Raw genomic sequence first — 18985 nt, forward strand, 5'->3', positions numbered from 1 at the left:
TCGCGTCAGGCCTGCGGCAAGGCGGCGACGACGTCGATCTCGACGAGGATGTTCGCCAGTTGCGAGCCGACCGTGGTGCGCACGGGGTACGGCGCGGTGAAGAACTCCTCGTAGGCCTCGTTGAACGCCTCGAAGTCGGCGAGGTCCTGCAGGTGCACCGTCGACTTCACCACGTCGTCCATGGTCAGGTCGTGCACGGCGAGAACCTTCTGGATGTTGCGGAGCACCTGACGAGTCTGGTCGCCGACGCTGTCGGGCACGGCATGGTCGTTCGACGCATCCTGCGGCCCGAACCCGGCGGTGTACAGGAATCCGTTCGCAACGACCCCGTGGCTGTACGGGCCTGCGGGGTTGGGGGCGCCCTCGGCGTGGTAGCCAGTCTTCGGCATGATGTGTTTCCCTTCGGTTGGTTTCGGCTGGTTTCGGACGGATTCGGGTCGGATGGGTCTATCCCAGTTCGCGGGAGATCTCGGCGGCGGTCTCGCGCAGCATCGGAACGCGCTGTTCGAGCTCGGCCAGGCTCTGCGCGACGCGCAATGCGGTGATGGACAGCGCCCCCACCACGCCGGCGGAGGAGACGATCGGAACGGCCACGCAGGCCACGAAGTCCTCGAACTCCGCGTCGTCCGCGGCCCAGCCCCGTCGGGCCGCCACCGCAAGGTCGGCATCGAGCGCGGTGCGGCTCGTCAGCGTGTTCGCGGTGTATCGGCGCCAGTCGCAGTCAGCCAGCACAGCATCACGTCGCTCGACGGGCAGCGCGGCGAGCACGGCCTTGCCGATACCGCTGCAGTAGGGCCGGACCGACGCCCCGACACGGGAGTACATGCGCATCCCGCCGGCATCCTCGACCTTGTCGACGTAGACGATCTCGTCGCCGAGGAGGGCGGCGACATGCACGGTGTTGCCGACGATGCCGTGCAACCGTCGAACATGGGCGTAGGCGGCCCCGCGCAGGTCGAGCTGCTCGAGCGCCGCGCCGCCGAGCGCGGCCAGACGCATGCCGACGACGAATCGGCCGTCGGCATGTCGGCGCACGAAACCGACCTGTTCCAGGCTCTGCAGCTCCCGGAACATCGTCGACCGATGGATCCCGAACTCCTCCGCGAGTTCGGCCACGGTGCGAGGCTCCGCGGCGACCGCGGTCAGGATGGCGGCAGCCCGCTCCACACTCTGCGACATCCGCTCACACCCCTTCCGTGGTGCGTCGCAGCCCGCGGCCAGGCATCGCGCCGGTGAGCTCGCCGTCTGCGAGGACTCGAACGCCGGCGACGAACACGTCGTCGATGCCGATCGCTCGGCCTCGCGGACTCTCGTAGGTCGCCGTGTCGGTGACCGCGTCTGGGTCGACGAGCACCACATCGGCGACGGAACCGGGTACCACCGCACCACGTCGCCCCAAACCGAAGCGCCGGGCCGGCAGCGTCGACAGATGGTGCACGGCCTCGGCCCAGGTCCAGGTGCCCCGCTCGCGGACGTACCCCCGGAGGTACGCGGCGAAGGTGCCTGCGGCACGCGGATGCGGGTGGGCGCCGATGAAGATCCCGTCCGAGCCGCCCATGTGCGCCGGATGCGCGAAGATGCGGGCCAGCTCCGAGTTCGGTCGCGGGTGGCGGACGGCCATGACGGCGCTGCACTCCAGACCGGATGCGGCGAGCACGTCGAGGGCGAAGTCCATCGGCGATGTCCGTGCCCGGTGCGCGGCGGCACGGAGCGTGAGCCCGTGCGCCCAGGCGTACTCCGGTGCCGCGATGTGAGCGAGGGTGACCATGTCGGGCCAGTCGGGCCCGAGGCTGGCACTGGCGGTGGCTCTCGCCGCGCCGGCTTCGCGCAGGACGGCACGCTGCGCGGGATCGGCGAGGACGGCAGCGGCTTCGCGCGCCGGGAGCAATGACACCTCGGGCGGCAGCAGCGGCATGCCCAGGAGCGTGCAGCCGCGGACGTACGGGTAGGCGTCGAACGTGGCATCCACTCCGGCGGCATCGAGCTCGGCGAGCTGGCCGAGCAGGATGTCGGCGTCGGCGTGGAAATGCGAGACATGCACGGCAAGAGGTGCGGCAGCTTCCGCTGCCGCACGGCGGGCTATGTCGGCCATCTCGGAGATGCCGACGGCCGTGTTCGCCTCGTATCCTCCGCGCATGTGGGTGACATAGACACCTCCGGCGCGAGCGACGGGCACGCAGAGGTCCGCGATCTCCGCGCCATCCTGGAAGACGCCGGGGACATAGTCGAGTCCGGTGGACAGTCCCAGGGCTCCGTCGGCCATACCCCTTTCCACGAGTGCCGCCATGCGCCGCCGCTCCTCAGGCGTCGCGGGGCGGTCGGCGCGTCCGCACACCTCGAACCGCACGGTTCCCGCGGGGATCAGATACCCGGCGTTCAGCGGGGACGCGCCGTCGACGCCCTCCAGATACGCGTCGACGCCGCCGCCGCGATACGTCGGGTGCGGGCCGTTGATCGCGGCGAAGTATTCGGACGCGTACGCACCGTCACCCGGCGCATACGACACCCCGTCCTGACCGACGATCACCGTCGTCACTCCCTGGCGAAGGAGCGTTCCGGTGACGTCGGGATCGGACAGGAGAGCGTCGGCGTGGGAGTGCGCGTCGACGAGGCCGGGAAGGACCAGGCGGCCGGATGCATCCACCACGGCATCCCCGGGCTGGAGGTCGACGTCGCCCACGCCGACCACGACTCCGGCCTCGATCGCGACGTCCGCGCGCACGAGGCCGTCCGCGCGCACGAGGCCGTCCGCGCGCACGAGGCCGTCTGCGACGACAACGGATCCGCCGCGAAGGATGGTTCGGCCTGTCACGTTCGCCTCAGAAATAGGTTCGGACGAGATCGATGACCAGGTCGGACTCGGCGGACTCGACGACGGGCAGCACCCGCCACTTGTCGAATGCGGTGCACGGGTGCGAAAGACCCAGCCGCACGACGGAACCGATCGGGAGCGGCTGGTCGGACCGCACGTACGAGTGCTGGTCGTTCATCGCGGACACCTGCGCGGCCAGCGAAGACCACGGCCCTGTCAACTCCGCAGCCGCCGCGCGCGGAATCGGCAGCCCCTCGTCGTAGGGGAGGTCGCGCTTGCCGCCGTCGACGAGCGCGAGCCCGGGCTCCGGGCTCGACACGACGCGAACGAGCGCATGCATCGCATTGACGAACTTCGGAGCGCCATCCACTCCGTCGCTTCCCTCGTCGAAAGGCGAGATCCCGCGGTAGAACCCGTCGTCGTGCACGATGTAGGCGCCCGAGCGCAGCACGAACCGGGTGCGCTCATCGCGCTCCGCGTCGGCCCACACCTCCGCCACGATGTCGAAGTAGGCACTGCCGCCGGCGGTCACATACAGGTCGCCGTCGCCGTACAGCGGGGTGATTTCGGCATGCAGGTCGAGCTGCGCCATCAGATAGCTGCGCACGGCGGCGACCGTGTCCGGCGACCGGTCGTGTCCGAGGCTGCCCTCGTAACCCGCGACGCCGGCGAGTCGCAGGACCGAGGACTGCGCGATCCGTTCCGCGATACGCACACCTTCGTCGACGGTGCGCGCTCCGGTCCGGCCGCCTGCGGCACCCAGCTCCACGCACACGTCCACTGCCCGCGATGCGCCTGCGGCGAGCAGTCCGCGCTCCATCGCCTCGACGGTGACGAGGGAGTCCGCCCAGCACACGAAGCGGAACCCCGGGTCGCTCAGCTCCTCGGCCAGCCAGGCCAGGGACCGGGGGTCGACCGCAGCGTTGGCGAGCATGATCGAATCGAGTCCGAGATCGCGCCCGGTGCGGACCTGCCCCATGGTGGCGAGCGTGATGCCGAAGGCACCGGCATCCGTCTGCCGCTTCCAGAGCACGGGAGCCATGGTCGTCTTGCCGTGCGGCATGATGTCGAGCCCATGTTCCGCACACCAGCCGGCCATCGTCGCGACGTTCGCCGACATGGCCGCATCGTCGAGCGCGATGAGGGGCGTCCAGAATTCGCTGAGCCGTGGGCCGGTGGCCAGGAACTCGGCGGGCGTCATCCCGATCGCGCGTGCGGGGAGCCCCTTGTCTCTCGCTGTCAGAAGCTCATCGTCCATAACGGCCATTCTGATCCCTTCCCTCGTGGTTGTGCAAATGTCGCAACCTCGGTTGCACGATACGCACACCGGTGGTCATCATGAAGACATGCCGGATCGTTCTTCCCCCCGCCTGATCACCATCGGCGAGACCATGGCCCTCATCACGCCCTCCCGCGTCGAACCACTCGCCACCGCGACCGACGTGCGGTTGCTCATCGGCGGCGCGGAGTCGAACGTCGCGACACACGCCGCGCTCCTGGGCGTTCCCAGTGCCTGGGTCAGCGCCGTCGGCGACGACGCTCTGGGTGTGCGCGTCCGCGACGGCGTGGCGCAGCACGGAGTCGACGTCCAATGGGTCAGCAGCGATCCTGCTGCCCGCACCGGGGTCTATTTCAAGGACCCCGGAAACGGCGTGCTTTACTACCGGCAGGACTCCGCCGCCTCCCGCATGAGCCCGGAGAGCATCGCCGACGTGCCCCTCGAGCAGGCCTCGGCCGTGCATATCTCCGGCATCACGCCCGCACTGTCGACCTCGTGCGCGGCACTCATCGACTCGATCATCGATCGGGTCGCGCCAGGTCCCGGCATCCTCAGTTTCGACGTCAACCACCGGGCCGCACTCTGGGCATCCGGTGAGGCGGCGCCCGCTCTGCTCAATCTGGCCCGTCGCGCCGACCTCGTGTTCGTCGGGCTGGACGAAGCCGAAGGGCTCTGGGGCACGGCCGACGCCGATGCCGTGCGCGCACTCATCCCCCAGCCCGCCCGCATCGTCGTCAAAGACGGCGATGTGGGTGCGACCGAGTTCCACCGCAGCGGCGCGGGCGGCGACACCGACCTCCACACGGATGCCGACGTGCGCACCTTCGCGCCCGCCATCCGGACCGAAGTCGTCGAAGCAGTGGGCGCCGGAGACGCTTTCGCCGCCGGATACCTCGCGGCGCTCCTCGACGGTGCCACCGCCGCCGAGCGTCTCGTCGCCGGGCATCGCCGCGCCCATCTCGTCTTGCAGTCCACCAGTGACCTCATCCCCGATGACCACGGAGATCTTCTCCCCGATGACCACTGAGAGGTCAGCTATGACAGACAACGCCGCTTTCGACGACATCCTCCGTGAAGCTCCGCTGATGGCCATCCTGCGCGGCATGGGCGTCGAGCGCACCCTCGCCGTGGCCACGCGCGCCTGGGATCTGGGCATCACCGCCGTGGAGGTGCCCGTGCAGACCTCCGTCGACGTCGAGGCGCTGCGCGTCCTCGCCGCAGCGGCGCGCGAACGCGGCCTGACGGTGGGGGCGGGCACCGTGGTGACACTCGAGCACGTTCGCCAGGCGAAGGATGCCGGAGCCGCCTTCACCGTGAGCCCCGGGTTCGACCTCGACATCGTCCGCGCCTCGCACGAGGCGGGGATGCCTTCGCTTCCCGGTGTCGCCACGGCGTCCGAGGTCCAGCAGGCGCTCGGCGCCGGGCTCACCTGGCTGAAGGCCTTCCCCGCCTCCCTGCTGGGCCCCGGCTGGTTCCCCGCGATGCGTGGTCCGTTCCCGGGCGCGAGGTTCGTCGCGACCGGGGGGATGGATTCCTCGAACGCACGAGAGTTCCTGGATGCCGGTGTTCGGGTCGTCGCCGTGGGATCCGCACTCGAAGACGAGAAGCAACTTCCCGCCCTGGCGGCGCTCATCCGCTGAGCGGCGTGACCGATCCGGGACGGAGCAAGCGCCCGTCCCGGATCGGTCATCGTCACGTCGATCGTCACCCGCAGTGGGTCCGCCGGCTCAGGCCGGCGTCTTGATGGTCGATGTCGCGGCAAGCTCGTGCAAGCGCCCGGCGCCCTCGACATCCGGTCGGACCGACGCCAGGAGCGTGGCGATCACACCGACGATCGAGATGACCGCCGCGTAGATCACCACGGGCCAGATGGCACCACCGGCGGCGGCGACCAGCGCGACACAGATGAGCGGAGCGAGTCCGCCGCCGAGTGTGTTGGACAGCTGGTAGCCGAGGTTGACACCTGTCGTCCGCGCCTCCGGGTCGAACATCTCGACCAGCATCGTCGCCAGCGTCGCCTGCATGGCCACACCGAACACGACGAACCCCAGAATCTGGCCGAGCCAGATCAGCCACATGTTGCCCGTGTCGAAGAGCGCGAAGGCCGGGTAGACCATCGCGGCGAAGCCCAGGCATCCGATGATGTAGACGGTGCGACGGCCGATGCGATCCGAGATCGCACCCCAGAGCGGCGCGACGACGATCTGCAGCAGACCGACGATCATGGTCCCCGCGAAGCCGAACCAGACGGGCGTCTCGTGGTCGGCCAGCATGTAGGTGAGGCCGTAGGTGAGCACGACATAGCCCGCGATCGACTGCGGAAGACCGATGAGGATTCCCATGATGGCGTTCTTCGGGTGCCGGAACACCTCGACCAGCGGGTTGGCCTTCTTGCCCGCCGCAGCCACCTGCAGCGCCTGGGTCTCGGTGAACTCCTCCGACTCCTCCAGCTGGCGCCGCAGCAGCACGGCCGCGATCGCAAGCACGATGGAGAGCACGAACGGGATGCGCCATCCCCACTCCAGGAACCACGACTCGGGGGCGAGTCCGAGACCTGCCATGAGTCCGCCGGAGAGCACGTTCGCGATGCCCGCACCACTGATGAGGAAGGCTCCGTAGAGTCCGTGCTTGCCGGTCGGCGCGGCCTCGACGACCATCGTCGCCGCGCCGCCCATCTCGCCACCGACGAAGAATCCCTGGAACATGCGGAACGTCAGCAGGAGAAGCGGCGCCACGATACCGATCACCTGGTCGGAGGGGATCAGGCCGATGCCCGTGGTGGCGAGACCCATGCCGATGACGGTGCTCATCAGCACCACCTTGCGGCCGACCCGGTCGCCGATGATGCCCCAGATGATGCCGCCGACCGGGCGGAGGAAGAATCCGACGGCGAAGGTGGCGAAGGAGTTCAACTGGGCGATGAGCGGATCGTTCGAGGAGAAGAACACCGCGGGGAAGACAGCCGCGGCGGCGAGGCCGTACAGGTAGTAGTCGTAGTACTCGATCAGAGTGCCGATCGAGCCACCGGCGATCGTCTTGCGCTGCCTGCGGGTCAGACCGCCCTTCGGGGTGACAGTCGTCATCCGAGCCTCCTTGCTTCGGTCGGGCTGGGCGGGTGTGAACAGCCTCGACGATCCTGAATGATTGTCGATAAGCTAGCAGGGAGACGAACGATCTGTCTACGCGATGAACTTTTTGTCAGATTGGATGCCGCGACGATGACGACGCCGAACACGGAAGACCCCGGCGTGATGGCCGTGGGCGAGATCACCCCCGGGACCTTCGAAAGCGCAGAAGAGGTCCTCCGCCTGTACGGCCCCGTGATGCGAGCACTCGCCACCGCCGCCGGACCGTCGGTCGAGGTCGTGCTCCACAACCTCGACGGTGCCGACATCGATCTGGGGCACACGATCATGGCGATCGAGAACGGTCACGTGACCGGACGCAAGGTCGGCGGGCCGTCCACCTCCCTCGGTCTGGACGTCATGAAGCACCGACAGAAGAACCATGACGCGTTCGGCTACGCCGGATTCACGCCAGACGGACGAGAACTTCGCTGCTCTTCGGTCTACTTCCACAACTCCGCGGGCGACATCATCGCGTCGCTGTGCATCAACGTCGACAACAGCCGAATCCAGCAGGCGCGGAGTCTGCTGGATGCCCTGCTGCCCGCTGTCGAGCACTCCGAGACGGCACCCCGTGAGCACTTCGGCGAAGACCTCGTGTCGGTGATGGCATCGATGATCACCGACACCATCGCCGAGATCGGGCGTCCCGTCGACCAGATGTCCAGAGACGACAAGATCGCCGTGCTCGAGCGTCTCGATCAGCGGGGTGCGACGCAGATGCGCAAGTCGGTCGAGGCGATCGCGCAGCGTCTCGGCATCTCACGGGTGACCGCGTACGCCTATCTCGAGGAGGCCCGCGCCCGCGGATGAGGTGACCGTCCGGGCTGTCGCCTCAGCGCACGTCTCGCGAGCGGATCGGGTACAGCCAGAAGCAGAGCCAGGCGAGCGTTGCGAAGCCGAGCGGGACCACCGCGAGCATCAGACGGATGCCGCCGTCGACGGCATCCGGCTGCACGTCCTCGAGCCTGGCATCGAACCCGGATGCCGTCAGCACCCAGGCCGCGACCACCGCCTGCAGCACGACCGAACCACGCACCACGAACCCGTTCACGCCGAAGTAGGCGCCTTCGCGGCGGTGGCCGGTGCGCGCGGCGTCCTCGTCGATGATCTGTGCGAGCATCACCTCAAGCAGCTGCAGCAGACCGCCTACGCCCACACCCACTCCGACGCCGACAAGCACCGCGCCGAGGACGTCCGCCGCGAAGAGGAAGCCGAGGACCGTCACACCGCAGATGGCGACGCTCCACAGCACCGCGGTCCGCGGGCTCGTTCGTCGCACGACCGCGCTCCACAGCACGATCGAGGGGATCGCGGTGACGAAGATCGCACCGAGCAACAGGCCGGCCTGGCCCTCCGGCACCCGCAGGGAATAGCGCACGTAGAAGGGGACTGCCGCGAGGATCACGGCGAGCGCCGTCTGGACGAACAGGGAACCGAGCACGTAGGGCACGAAGGCGCGGTTGCGGAACGTGTAGCTCAGCTGGTGACGCCAGCGCATCGCCTCGGCGGCGGCTTCCGGAGCGCGTCGCTCGATCATTCCGCCGAGGAACGACCAGCTGAACAGCACCAGACACACCCCGCTGAGCACGAGAGCCATGCCCGGCCACCCGATGGTGCCGTAGAGCGCAGGGGCGCCGGCCGTGCCGAGCACGATGCCGAGGATCGCGAAGATCTGCCGTGGCACGTTCCCCCGGGACCGCTCCTCCGTGGTGCGGAAGATCTCGGGAAACAGCGCCGAGATGTTCAGCACCACCACCACGAAAGCCACGTCGTAGACGGCGACGATGACCAGGAACCAGACGATGAGGCCGGCCACGGGGAGGTCGGGTGGCATCCAAACCAACGCGAAGGCGACGACCAGCGGCACGACGCCGATGCCGATCCAGGGAACCCGCCGCCCCCAGGAGGTTCGCACGCGATCGGAGAGTGTTCCGACGATCGGATTCAGGATCGCATTGAGGATGCCGTGGCCGATCATCGCCGCCGCCACCCAGCCGGCGGGCACGGCGAGATGGGAGACGTAGAAGTAGACGACGAAGGCCGAGAAGGTCTGCGACATCAACTGCGTCGGGAACCCGGAGAGACCGAACGCCATCGACTGCGCTCGCGACGGCGCAGCATCCAGTCGGCGGTCGCGTAGTCGCTCGCGCAGTCGCTCGTGCAGCGAGGTCACCGGGTGCGGCTCTGCGGGAGTCCGCTTCACTGCGGCCGGTCCCGCTGCAGTCGGCGAAGATCGCGCCAGCCCACCCGCACGAGTGACTCGTCGACCATTGTCTGGAGCACGACGGAGTCGGACAGGAGGCGCAGTTCGTATCCGCGCTTCGCTGCGCCGATGTCGACCGCGTGGCGCAGTTCCTCGTCGTCGACCATCGGATGCAGGTAGATCTCGGTGACACCCGCCGGCACCGCCCGCAGCAGAGCGACGAAACCATCGCGGATCTGCTCGTAGCTCTCCTCGTCGGGCGTGCCTTCACCCGCGAGCTCGAAGGGATGACTCCACAGCCGGTCGATGATCTCGACGCCGAGGGAGTCTGCCACCGCGGCAGCCCCGTCGAGTTTCGCCTGGAGCGCGGGGTCGGCTCCGGTGTCGTCCATGCTGCGCGGGAGGCGGAAGGGAAGTCCGTGACGGACGGCGACGTCGAACACCTGACGCATGAAGTCCCGGCCCGTGGCCAGCCCGTAGACGGAGCCCATGTGATTGTCGAGGTGGGTCACGTCGACACCGGCGTCGAGTGCGGCCTGCAGCTGAGCGGCGATCTCGGCGGCGACGTCGTCATCGGTCGCGTTCGTTTCGACGGCGGCGACGGCCGTCGGGAAGAAGCCGTGCTCGTCGACGAGACTCGTGCACGTGCCGGTCAGCGGACGCCAGCGGTACCGCGTCCATTCGCTGGTGAGGACCAGGTGGACGCCGACGTCCAGGTCGGTGCGCGAGGCGGCGAACGCGAGGGCCTCCGGCGACCAGCCGCACGGGACCATGATGGTCGCCGAGTCGATACGTCCGGCGGTGAGCAGGTCGATGATGGCGGTGTTGGCGGCGTGACACATGCCGAAGTCGTCGGCATTGAGGATGATGGCGCGCGCGCCCGGTGGGAGCCCGAGTCGGTCGGCGAGATCGGAGGTGGGCGTCATCGGCGACTCCTGTCGGGTCCTGTCGGTCCTGTCGGGCGATCAGCGGCCGGTGCCGGCGGACGGCGTGAGGATACGGGTGAACAGCGCGGCGCGGAGGGTGGATGCGGCCTCGCCGATGGCCCCGACCAGTGGCGCTTCGGGGCCGAACGACGAGGCGACGAACCTCAGGGGCAGTTGGGCCGCCAGGCTCTCGGCGTAGCGCTCGATGGCGTCGCGGAGAACGGGGTGGGCGGCGTCGCCGCCGAGGACGAACGCTTCAGGGTCGAGCACCAGTCCGACACTGCCCGCGACGAGCACGATGCGCTTGGCGACCTCGGCCACGAGTCGTCCGGCGGCTTCGTCCCCGCGTCCTGCGGCTTCGAGGTGGGTCAGCAGGGGAGCGTCGACGTCCAGGCCCAGCCCGAGGGCGAGGTCTCCGACCACCGCCTCGTTGACGATCGGGGCGCCGATGGGGAGCGGGGTCTGCGGCAGGTACATCACTTCACCGGCAACGCCCGAGAAACCGCGGTGCAGCGCACCGTCGAGCACGATGCCCGCTCCGAGGGCGTCGTCGAGAACGAGGAGGGCGAAGCTGGCGAATTCGCCGCCGACTCCCGCGGTGAGCTCTGCCAAGGCTGCGAGGTTGACGTCGTTCTCGACGCGGACGGGGCAGTCGAGGGTCGCTCCGAGGGTGCCACGGAAGGCGCCTCCGTCGGGGCCGAGGTCGTCGCGGATGCCGCCGTCGGGCGTGACGATTCCGGGGACGCCGACGACGACCAGATGCACGGGTGCGTTCGCGGGGCGGCATCCGTCGATGAGGGCCGCGATGTGTGCGACCCGGTCTTCTCCTGCGGGGAACGCCGCATGCTGTTCCGCGCGGACTGCTCCGGTGGCGTCGACGAGTGCGACGTGGGCGGCATGGTGATCGATGTGCACGGCCGCCGCGAACCCGAGCCGCGGGTGGAGTTTCACGCGCCCGGCGGCAGGTCCCCGGGTGTCGCGGTCGACCCCCGCCGCAGCGATGGCGCCGGCGCTGTCGAGCATCCGAATGACCTGAGTCACCGCGGTGCGGGAGAGTCCCGTGGCAGCCATCAGTTCGGTGCGCGTCTGGGCTCCGCTCCGTGCGAGGGACTCCAAGACTGCGCGGCCGTTCAGGGTGCGGAGCAGGCTCTGCGGTCCCGCGAGTGGTCTTGACAAGATGATCCCTCGGTCGACGTCTCGCCCAGCCTGCCACACCGGGTCGCCGGCCTGCCAGACCGGGTCGCACACGTCGGGACTTCGCGTGGCGCGTGGGCCGTGGCGCGTGGGACGTGGGCCGAGGGCCGTGGGCGGAGGGCCGTGGCGCGTGCGACGACGTGCCGGGGGCGGACGGACGGGTACCTGGCTTGGCGTGCTGGGTGCGAGCGACATGCGCGGTGCGGATGGACGGGTACGCAACTGGCGTGCTGGGTGCGCGCGCGGGCGGGCGTGGGGTGCGACGTGTACCTAGCTGGCGTGCTGGGTGCGTGCGCGGGCGTGGTCGTGGATGTGGTCGTGGGTGTGTCGTGGTGTGCGCCAGCGTTGGTGTGGGTCCCACCAGGCGGGTCCGCGGACGGAGGGGATGCCGTTGTGCATGCGGATTTCCCACCCTGATGTGTCGAGGGTGCGGTGGTGGTGCCAGCACAACGCGACCCCGTTGTCGGTACTGGTCGGCCCGCCTCGGGCGTGCTCTTGGACATGGTGGATCTCACACCAGGATGCCGGAACATGACACCCCGGGATCAAGCATTCTTTGTCTCGGAGGGTGATCGCGCGCCTCTGGTGGACGGTGAAGATCCGTTCGGTCGATCCGATACCGATGATCCGCCCTTCCGGGTCGAACAGCACGCGCTGCACCGTGCCCCCGCAGGCGGTGTGTCGGGCGGTGCCGACGGTGACCGGGATGTCGGTGCCGTCGACGTGGGCCCACCCGCGCCCGGTCGCATAATCCTCCGCGGTGACAGACACCACGAGGGTCGGGGCGGCACCACCGAGGCGGGGCATCTCGTCGTGGCGGGCCGCGATACCGAGCGCTGCGGCGAGGGCGTCGTGCTGTTTCTGTGCGCGGGTTCTCGTGTCGACCATTCCCCCCGGGTCGCCGGCGGGAAGGTCATCGCCGGCCAACGCAGTCCGATCATCGGACCCGGCAGCATCGTCATCCGCACCGTCGCCGGAGCGTGCGAAGTGCACGCCGGGCAAGGGTGGTCCGTCGACCTTCGGGTTCAGATACGCGTCCCAGATGCGCTGCAACTGGGCGGCGACTTCGGGGAGCAGGCGCCCGCTGAGGGGGATGAGGCCATCTTTCGCGCGCCCGAGGCTGACCCCGCGGCCGCGCATCGCGATGTCTTCTGCGGGTTCGGCACCATCGGGGTCGAGATACGCCAGGATCACCCGCGCCAACAACCGCAGATCCTCCGGCGTCGCCGCCGGCGCCACATCCGCATCCCCGTCCGCCTTATCCGCATCGGCATCGGCATCGGCATCGGCATCGGCATCGGCAGCCTGGTGGAGTCCGCGGGCGAAGTCAGCCAACTGCGCATCCGCCCGCAACCGGTCTTCCGGGCTGATCCGCCGCCCGGCCTGCAGCAACGGCCCCGTCGCCGCCAACAACCCCTCGACCCCGATCACCCCGTCCAGCAGCGCCTCCCGCAACTGCGGCCACCGGGCAGGCAACGGCGCCCCCGAGGTGAACTCCACATCCCGCTCCACGACCTTCGCCGCCCTCACCACCCGCCCCGCACCCGCAGCATCCGTGCGCACCACCCGCTGCAGCACCTCGTTCATCGACCGGCACCCGAAGCCCCCAGGAAACTCCACATCCGCCGACGCGACCGTCTCGACCACCACCGCATCCACCCGCCGCGCCACCTCACCCGCGACCCGCAACAACTCCACCTTCTCGACATCACTCAACCCCGCCACCACCTCCGCATGCAGCACCCGGTCAAGGTCGACACTGACCTGCCCGAGGGATCCGATGAGGTTGTCCATACCCCCTATCCAACCCACCACCACCGACATTCAAACCCGAAAAACCACCAGATCAGGGGAGTATTCTGGCATACTTCAGAAACCCACTAACCCTCCACAACCCACCCACAAACCCGACCCACCCACACACGCGCACCCTCACTACTCTGGACGAATGACAGCCGTGCAGATCCGTGACGCCGTGTCCCGCGACGCCGACGACATCGCCTCGATCCACGTGCGCTCTTGGCGCGCCGCCTACCGCGGACTCATCGACCAGGAAGTCCTCGACGCGATGTCGATCGCCGATCGCACCGAGGGATGGCGGCGCATCATCGCCGAGCCGCTCCCCTCGACGCTCGGCCTGCTGGTCGCCGCCCGGGATGCCGCGGTCGTCGGATGGACGTCCTTCGGCTCGGGGCGTGACGATGACGGCGCAGGAGACGGCGAGGTGTACGGCATCTACGCAGATCCCGATGCGTGGTCGACCGGCGTCGGGCACGCTCTGCTCGCGGCAGCAGAGTCACGCATGACGGATGCCGGACACAGCCGCGCATACCTGTGGGTGCTCGACGGCAACGACCGCGCGGACATCTTCTACCAGCGGCACGGCTGGGTCATCGACGGTGCGACGAGAGTCGAACAGCGCCCGGGGCTGACCCTGCCGGAGCACCGGCGGGTCAAGCTGCTCCCGCGCTGACCCGCCGATGTCGCGTCAGCGCTGATCGCCCGCCTTCGCGCGGGCGCTGATCACCCGAGGCCTCGCCCGTCGCGCACCCTCGTCGGCCGCACCCTCGTCAGCCGCGCCCACAGCCCCGCACCCTCGCCCGCCCCGCAGCTTCAACCCGCACCCCCGCGACCAAGCCCCCACCCGCGCCTCAGTCCAGCGCGCTCATCACGTGCTTGATCCGCGTGTAGTCGTCGAAACCGTACTGCGAGAGGTCTTTGCCATACCCGGAATGTTTGAAGCCGCCGTGCGGCATGTCGGAGACGAACGGGATGTGGGTGTTGATCCACACGCATCCGAAGTCCAGATCGCGCGAGAACCGCATCGCCCGCGCATGATCTGTCGTCCACACCGATGCGGCGAGCGCGTACGGAACGTCGTTGGCCATCTCGAGCGCCTCTTCCTCGGTGTCGAACGGCTGCACGGTGAGTACGGGCCCGAAGATCTCCCCTTGCACGACCTCGTCGTCCTGGCGCACCCCCGAGACGATCGTCGCCTCGTGGAAGTAGCCGCGCTCGCCCTGTCGGTGCCCGCCGGTCTCGATGGTCGCGTGTGCGGGGAGGCGGTCGATGAACCCCGACACCTGAGCGAGCTGTGCGGCGCTGCTCAACGGGCCGTAGAGCACGCCGTCCTCTTCCGGGCCGCCGGTGCGCGCATCCGCCTTCGTCGTTTCCACCAGCGCCCTGACGAACTCATCATGAAGAGAGGAGTGCACGAGCACCCGGGTCGCCGCCGTGCAGTCCTGCCCGGCATTGAAGAAGGCTCCGTTGACGATGCCCTGCGCCGCCTTCTCGACCGACGCATCCGGGAACACGATCGCCGGAGCCTTGCCGCCGAGTTCCAGATGCACGCGCTTGACGTCGTTCGCGGCCGAGCGCGCGACCGCCATCCCGGCTCGCACCGAACCCGTGATCGCGACCATCTGCGGCGTCGGATGCTCCACCAGCGCGACACCGGTGTCGCGGTCGCCCAGGACGACGTTGAAGACCCCCGTCGGTGTGTGCATGGCGACGATCTCGGCGAGCAGCAGCGTGGTGAGCGGCGTCGATTCGGCGGGCTTCAGCACCACCGTGTTGCCCGCGGCGATCGCCGGCGCGATCTTCCACACCGCCATGTTCAGCGGATAGTTCCACGGTGCGACCTGGCCGATCACGCCGACCGGCTCGCGCCGCACGAACGACGTGTGACCGGCGAGGTACTCTCCCGCCGCTCGACCTTCGAGACTTCGGGCGGCGCCGGCGAAGAACCGGAGCTGATCGATCGACTGCATGATCTCGTCGGCGACGAGGTTCGCGCGCGGCTTGCCCGTGTCGCGCGACTCGAGGTCGGCGAACTCCTCGGCGCGGGCCAGCATCTCGTCGGCGATGCGGAACAGAGCGAGTTGCCGGTCGGCGGGGGTCGTGTTGCGCCACACCGGAAAAGCAGCGGATGCCGCGGCGTAGGCAGCATCCACGTCTCCCGGCCGGGAGAGCGGGATCGCGCCGTAGGCTGCTTCGGTGACCGGGTCGATGAGCGGCATCTGCCCCGTGCCGCCGGCGGGGACGAAGCGTCCGCCGATGAAGTTCTGCAGCGGCGCGGAGTCCTTCAGGAGGGTGCTGAGCATGGCGTCAGCGTAGCGCCGCCATCACGAATACGGAAGTCATTTCGACACCAAACAACGGAATCGGTTGCTTGCACGGATCACGCCTGTCAATATCGACATATGAGCACGAAGCCGAAGCAGCCCGCACTGGATGACATCTCGAAGCGGATCGTCGAGCTCTTGCAGGAGGACGGCCGCCGGCCCTACGCCGAGATCGGCCGCGAGGTCGGACTCAGCGAAGCCGCGGCCCGCCAGCGCGTGCAGCGGATGACCGAGTCGGGCATCATCCAGATCGTCGCAGTCACCGACCCGATGCAACTCGGCTTCCACCGCATGTCGATGATCGGCATCCGCGTCTCCGGCGACCCGCGCGCGATCGCGGAGGAGCTCACCAAGATCGACGAGCTGGCGTACGTCGTCGTCACCCTCGGCACTTTCGACATCCTCGTCGAAGCGGTGTGCGAAGACGACGAGCACCTGATCGACCTGATCGCCACCCGTATCCGCACCATTCCGGGAATCGCGCACACCGAGAGCCTCCTGTACGCCGGCCTCTACAAAGACCTCTACAACTGGGGCACGCGCTGACGCGCGGCAGACCACGGAGATCACCATGGGAACCACCGTCTTCGAACGCCGCCGACCCGCGGATGCCGTCATCGAAGCCGCCCTGAAGGACACCTCTCTCGGGGTGTTCTGGCTCGAGGACGTCGCTCGGCCCGAGCATCCGCCCTTGGCCGGCCACCTGACCGCCGATCTGGTCGTGGTCGGTGGCGGGTACACCGGCCTGTGGACGGCACTGCGCGCCAAGGAGCGCGACCCCGAGCGTCGCGTGGTGCTGCTCGAGGCGTCGCGGGTCGCGTGGGCGGCATCCGGTCGCAACGGCGGATTCTGCGAGACGAGCCTCACCCACGGCCACGAGAACGGGGTGAGCCGCTGGCCCGAAGAGATCGACCGCCTCGAAGAGATGGGTTCGGAGAACCTCGACGGCATCGAGCAGACCATCGCACGCTACGACATGAAGACCGACTTCGAACGCACGGGTCAGCTGGCCGTCGCGGTCGAGCCGCACCAGGTGGACTGGCTCCGCGAAGAACCCGGTTTTCTCGATCGGGATGCGGTGCGCGCCGAGGTCCACTCCGACACGTTCCTCGCCGGGGCCTGGGATCGCGACGGCTGCGCGATGGTGCACCCGGCGAAGCTGGGCCTCGAGCTCGCGCGGGTCGCGGAGGAGTTGGGCGTGGAGATCTTCGAGCACAGCCTCGTCCGCGGAATCGAGGGCGACGGATCCGGCCCGATCACTCTGACCACGGCGGGTGGGCGGGTGACGGCGGATGCTGTCGCCCTCGCGACGAACGTGTTCCCGTCTCTCCTCAAGCGCAACCGCCTGATGACCGTCCCCGTCTACGACTACGTGCTGATGACCGAACCGCTCTCGGCGGAACAGCTCGCCTCGATCGGCTGGTCGAACCGCCAGGGCCTGGCCGACAGCGCGAATCAGTTCCACTACTACCGCCTCACCGCCGACGACCGGATCCTGTTCGGCGGCTACGACGCGGTGTATCACTACGGCGGCAAGGTCCGACCCGAATACGAAGACCGCATGGAGAGCCACCGCAAGCTCGCCTCGCACTTCTTCACGACCTTTCCGCAGCTGGAGGGCCTGGCGTTCACACATCGCTGGGCCGGAGCGATCGATTCCTCGAGCCGGTTCTGCGCGTTCTTCGGCACCGCCCGTCGCGGCCGAGTGACCTACGCCACCGGATTCACCGGCCTCGGCGTCGGCGCGGCCCGATTCGCTGCCGATGTCATGCTCGACAAGTTGTCCGGCGAAGAAACCGAACGCACTGAGCTGCGAATGGTGCGGGAGAAGCCGATCCCCTTCCCGCCGGAGCCCGCCGCCTCTATCGGAGTGAACCTCGTGCGCGCCTCGATGGACCGGGCCGATCACAACCAGGGCAGACGCAACCTCTTCCTGAAGACGCTCGACGCCGTGGGCATGGGGTTCGACTCGTGAACGGTGCGGCCGCCGCCGGGCTCCGACCGGGAACGGCGACGGATGCCGCAGCCCTCGACCTGGTCCACGCGCCGCTGCCGTCCGATGAGGTGATCGCCGGGACGCCGACGACGGCGACGCGCATCCTCAGCACCCTGGGCGACACCGAGATCGGCGTCTGGGAGATGACCCCCGGCACAGCATCCGATGTCGAGGCCGACGAGGTGTTCGTCGTTCTCACCGGGCGCGCGACGATCGCGTTCGAGGACACGACCCTGCCCGCGATCGGGATCGGCCCGGGGTCGGTGGTTCGCCTGGTCGAGGGGATGCGGACGGTCTGGACCGTCACAGAGACCCTGCGGAAGGTCTACGTCGCCTGACGCACCTGGCTGGCGCGGCATCCGCGGTACACCTGCCGGGCGTTTTCACGGACGTCGGCCCGGATACCCGGTTTTGGCCCGACATCCGTGACTTCTCCCGACAAGTGTGTCGGTGTCAACCGAGACGCGTCACTTCGGCGTGCGGCATCCGCTCGCTCATCACCCGGACCGCCTCGGGATTGTCGTCGACGAGCACGGCGTCGCGGCCCAGCGCCGAAGCCACAGCCCCTGTGGTGCCGCTGCCCGCGAACAGGTCGAGCACGCGGTCGCCCGGTCTGCTCGACGCGGTCACGATGCGACGGAGGATGCCCTCGGGCTTCTGCGTCGGGTAGCCCGTCTTCTCGCGGCCGGTCGTGGGCACGATCGTGTGCCACCACACGTCGGTGGGCAGCTTGCCGCGCGCTGCCTTCTCGGCGGTGACGAGTCCCGGCGCCATGTACGGCTCGCGGTCGACCTCCTCCGAGTTGAAGACGTACGTCCGCGGGTTCTTCACGTAGACGAGGATCGTGTCGTGCTTCGTGGGCCAGCGACGACGGGACTTCGCGCCGTAGTCGTAGGCCCAGATCAGCTCGTTGAGGAAGCACTCGCGCCCGAACACCGCATCGAGCATCACCTTCGCGTAGTGCGCCTCGCGGTAGTCGAGGTGCAGGTACAGCGTGCCGTCATCGGCGAGGAGACGCCACGCCTCCTCCAACCGGGGCATCAGGAACACACCGTAGTCGTCGAAGCTGTCGTCGTAGGTGCGCAGCATCCCGCGGACCCGCTCGTACTCATGCCCGTGGAAACCGTGGCGGACCTCGGATGCCGCGTCGCGCTCCACATCGTCCGCCGTACGCCGCGCCGTCACCACCTGACGCTCCTGCGCGCGCCCGGTGTTGAAAGGCGGATCGAGGTAGACGAGTGTGAAGGATGCCGAGGGCAGACTTGCGGCGACCGCGAGGTTGTCGCCCTCGAGGATCGTGACGGCGCCCGGAACCTGCGGCAT

The 18985-nt window shown here is 68.8% G+C and carries 18 protein-coding genes; 7 read left to right on the forward strand and 11 right to left on the reverse strand.

The window, feature by feature from the left end; genetic code table 11:
* Nucleotides 1-5: 5 nt before the first annotated feature.
* From D7252_RS02690 to D7252_RS02705, 4 genes are read right to left on the reverse strand one after another with little or no spacing between them, the layout of a single operon-like run.
* Entirely contained in the window at nucleotides 6-389 is a 384-nt protein-coding gene (locus tag D7252_RS02690; protein WP_120773982.1) for a RidA family protein, read from the reverse strand.
* 58 nt (nucleotides 390-447) lie between these two features.
* Entirely contained in the window at nucleotides 448-1179 is a 732-nt protein-coding gene (locus D7252_RS02695; protein ID WP_183055152.1) for an IclR family transcriptional regulator, read from the reverse strand.
* A 4-nt stretch (nucleotides 1180-1183) separates the two neighbouring features.
* The gene (locus D7252_RS02700) at nucleotides 1184-2812 is read right to left on the reverse strand and encodes an amidohydrolase family protein (RefSeq protein WP_183055153.1); all 1629 of its coding nucleotides are present in this window, start codon (nucleotides 2810-2812) and stop codon (nucleotides 1184-1186) included.
* 7 nt (nucleotides 2813-2819) lie between these two features.
* On the reverse strand, nucleotides 2820-4070 hold the full coding sequence (locus D7252_RS02705; protein ID WP_251050580.1) for an amino acid aldolase: 1251 nt from the start codon (nucleotides 4068-4070) through the stop codon (nucleotides 2820-2822).
* Between the two features lie 88 nt (nucleotides 4071-4158).
* Here D7252_RS02705 and D7252_RS02710 point away from each other — a divergent pair, with 88 nt between their 5' ends.
* Together D7252_RS02710 and D7252_RS02715 are read left to right on the forward strand one after the other, a co-directional pair.
* Nucleotides 4159-5118, forward strand: a complete 960-nt coding sequence (locus D7252_RS02710; protein ID WP_120773986.1) for a sugar kinase — start codon at nucleotides 4159-4161, stop codon at nucleotides 5116-5118.
* A 10-nt stretch (nucleotides 5119-5128) separates the two neighbouring features.
* A complete protein-coding gene (locus D7252_RS02715) occupies nucleotides 5129-5731 on the forward strand; it encodes a bifunctional 4-hydroxy-2-oxoglutarate aldolase/2-dehydro-3-deoxy-phosphogluconate aldolase (RefSeq protein ID WP_120773987.1) in 603 nt (200 codons plus the stop codon).
* Nucleotides 5732-5818: 87 nt separating this feature from the next.
* Here the strand turns inward: D7252_RS02715 and D7252_RS02720 are convergent, their stop codons facing one another.
* Nucleotides 5819-7174 (reverse strand): MFS transporter, encoded by a 1356-nt coding sequence (locus D7252_RS02720; RefSeq protein ID WP_120773988.1) that lies wholly within the window; start codon nucleotides 7172-7174, stop codon nucleotides 5819-5821.
* Nucleotides 7175-7309: 135 nt separating this feature from the next.
* Here D7252_RS02720 and D7252_RS02725 point away from each other — a divergent pair, with 135 nt between their 5' ends.
* Nucleotides 7310-8029: a transcriptional regulator gene (locus D7252_RS02725; RefSeq protein ID WP_183055154.1), complete on the forward strand. Its 720-nt coding sequence runs from the start codon at nucleotides 7310-7312 to the stop codon at nucleotides 8027-8029.
* A gap of 22 nt (nucleotides 8030-8051) precedes the next feature.
* On the opposite strand, the gene D7252_RS02730 is transcribed toward D7252_RS02725, so the two are convergent.
* From D7252_RS02730 to D7252_RS02745, 4 genes are all read right to left on the reverse strand, one after another.
* The gene (locus D7252_RS02730; protein WP_259461034.1) at nucleotides 8052-9392 is read right to left on the reverse strand and encodes an MFS transporter; all 1341 of its coding nucleotides are present in this window, start codon (nucleotides 9390-9392) and stop codon (nucleotides 8052-8054) included.
* A gap of 26 nt (nucleotides 9393-9418) precedes the next feature.
* Nucleotides 9419-10348, reverse strand: a complete 930-nt coding sequence (locus D7252_RS02735; protein WP_120773990.1) for a polysaccharide deacetylase family protein — start codon at nucleotides 10346-10348, stop codon at nucleotides 9419-9421.
* Between the two features lie 39 nt (nucleotides 10349-10387).
* On the reverse strand, nucleotides 10388-11524 hold the full coding sequence (locus D7252_RS02740; protein ID WP_120776762.1) for an ROK family protein: 1137 nt from the start codon (nucleotides 11522-11524) through the stop codon (nucleotides 10388-10390).
* A 288-nt stretch (nucleotides 11525-11812) separates the two neighbouring features.
* Complete coding sequence (locus tag D7252_RS02745; RefSeq protein WP_120773991.1) at nucleotides 11813-13336, reverse strand: HNH endonuclease signature motif containing protein; 1524 nt, start codon at nucleotides 13334-13336, stop codon at nucleotides 11813-11815.
* A gap of 154 nt (nucleotides 13337-13490) precedes the next feature.
* Here D7252_RS02745 and D7252_RS02750 point away from each other — a divergent pair, with 154 nt between their 5' ends.
* The gene (locus D7252_RS02750; RefSeq protein WP_120773992.1) at nucleotides 13491-14015 is read left to right on the forward strand and encodes a GNAT family N-acetyltransferase; all 525 of its coding nucleotides are present in this window, start codon (nucleotides 13491-13493) and stop codon (nucleotides 14013-14015) included.
* A gap of 178 nt (nucleotides 14016-14193) precedes the next feature.
* Here the strand turns inward: D7252_RS02750 and D7252_RS02755 are convergent, their stop codons facing one another.
* Nucleotides 14194-15645, reverse strand: a complete 1452-nt coding sequence (locus tag D7252_RS02755; protein WP_120773993.1) for a gamma-aminobutyraldehyde dehydrogenase — start codon at nucleotides 15643-15645, stop codon at nucleotides 14194-14196.
* Between the two features lie 99 nt (nucleotides 15646-15744).
* Between D7252_RS02755 and D7252_RS02760 the strand changes: the two genes are divergently transcribed.
* The 3 genes from D7252_RS02760 to D7252_RS02770 are packed head-to-tail and all read left to right on the forward strand — an operon-like array spanning nucleotide 15745 to nucleotide 18000.
* The gene (locus D7252_RS02760; RefSeq protein ID WP_120773994.1) at nucleotides 15745-16212 is read left to right on the forward strand and encodes an Lrp/AsnC family transcriptional regulator; all 468 of its coding nucleotides are present in this window, start codon (nucleotides 15745-15747) and stop codon (nucleotides 16210-16212) included.
* Nucleotides 16213-16237: 25 nt separating this feature from the next.
* On the forward strand, nucleotides 16238-17641 hold the full coding sequence (locus tag D7252_RS02765; RefSeq protein WP_120773995.1) for an FAD-binding oxidoreductase: 1404 nt from the start codon (nucleotides 16238-16240) through the stop codon (nucleotides 17639-17641).
* Complete coding sequence (locus tag D7252_RS02770) at nucleotides 17638-18000, forward strand: cupin domain-containing protein (protein ID WP_120773996.1); 363 nt, start codon at nucleotides 17638-17640, stop codon at nucleotides 17998-18000. The genes D7252_RS02765 and D7252_RS02770 overlap by 4 nt, the downstream gene beginning before the upstream one ends.
* 115 nt (nucleotides 18001-18115) lie before the next feature.
* On the opposite strand, the gene D7252_RS02775 is transcribed toward D7252_RS02770, so the two are convergent.
* Nucleotides 18116-18985 carry a site-specific DNA-methyltransferase gene (locus D7252_RS02775; protein ID WP_120776763.1) on the reverse strand — a complete coding sequence of 290 codons (870 nt, stop codon included), beginning with the start codon at nucleotides 18983-18985 and terminating at the stop codon, nucleotides 18116-18118.

Origin of the sequence: Microbacterium sp. CGR2, assembly GCF_003626735.1 — a bacterium.
Taxonomy (GTDB): domain Bacteria; phylum Actinomycetota; class Actinomycetes; order Actinomycetales; family Microbacteriaceae; genus Microbacterium.

Excerpts from the sequence above, each read along its gene's own strand:
- D7252_RS02690 (WP_120773982.1), bottom strand. The coding sequence starts at position 389 with ATGCCGAAGACTGGCTACCACGCCGAGGGCGCCCCCAACCCCGCAGGC.
- D7252_RS02695 (WP_183055152.1), bottom strand. The coding sequence starts at position 1,179 with ATGTCGCAGAGTGTGGAGCGGGCTGCCGCCATCCTGACCGCGGTCGCC.
- D7252_RS02705 (WP_251050580.1), bottom strand. The coding sequence starts at position 4,070 with ATGGACGATGAGCTTCTGACAGCGAGAGACAAGGGGCTCCCCGCACGC.
- D7252_RS02710 (WP_120773986.1), top strand. The coding sequence starts at position 4,159 with ATGCCGGATCGTTCTTCCCCCCGCCTGATCACCATCGGCGAGACCATG.
- D7252_RS02715 (WP_120773987.1), top strand. The coding sequence starts at position 5,129 with ATGACAGACAACGCCGCTTTCGACGACATCCTCCGTGAAGCTCCGCTG.
- D7252_RS02720 (WP_120773988.1), bottom strand. The coding sequence starts at position 7,174 with ATGACGACTGTCACCCCGAAGGGCGGTCTGACCCGCAGGCAGCGCAAG.
- D7252_RS02725 (WP_183055154.1), top strand. The coding sequence starts at position 7,310 with ATGACGACGCCGAACACGGAAGACCCCGGCGTGATGGCCGTGGGCGAG.
- D7252_RS02735 (WP_120773990.1), bottom strand. The coding sequence starts at position 10,348 with ATGACGCCCACCTCCGATCTCGCCGACCGACTCGGGCTCCCACCGGGC.
- D7252_RS02745 (WP_120773991.1), bottom strand. The coding sequence starts at position 13,336 with ATGGACAACCTCATCGGATCCCTCGGGCAGGTCAGTGTCGACCTTGAC.
- D7252_RS02750 (WP_120773992.1), top strand. The coding sequence starts at position 13,491 with ATGACAGCCGTGCAGATCCGTGACGCCGTGTCCCGCGACGCCGACGAC.
- D7252_RS02755 (WP_120773993.1), bottom strand. The coding sequence starts at position 15,645 with ATGCTCAGCACCCTCCTGAAGGACTCCGCGCCGCTGCAGAACTTCATC.
- D7252_RS02760 (WP_120773994.1), top strand. The coding sequence starts at position 15,745 with ATGAGCACGAAGCCGAAGCAGCCCGCACTGGATGACATCTCGAAGCGG.
- D7252_RS02765 (WP_120773995.1), top strand. The coding sequence starts at position 16,238 with ATGGGAACCACCGTCTTCGAACGCCGCCGACCCGCGGATGCCGTCATC.
- D7252_RS02775 (WP_120776763.1), bottom strand. The coding sequence starts at position 18,985 with ATGCCGCAGGTTCCGGGCGCCGTCACGATCCTCGAGGGCGACAACCTC.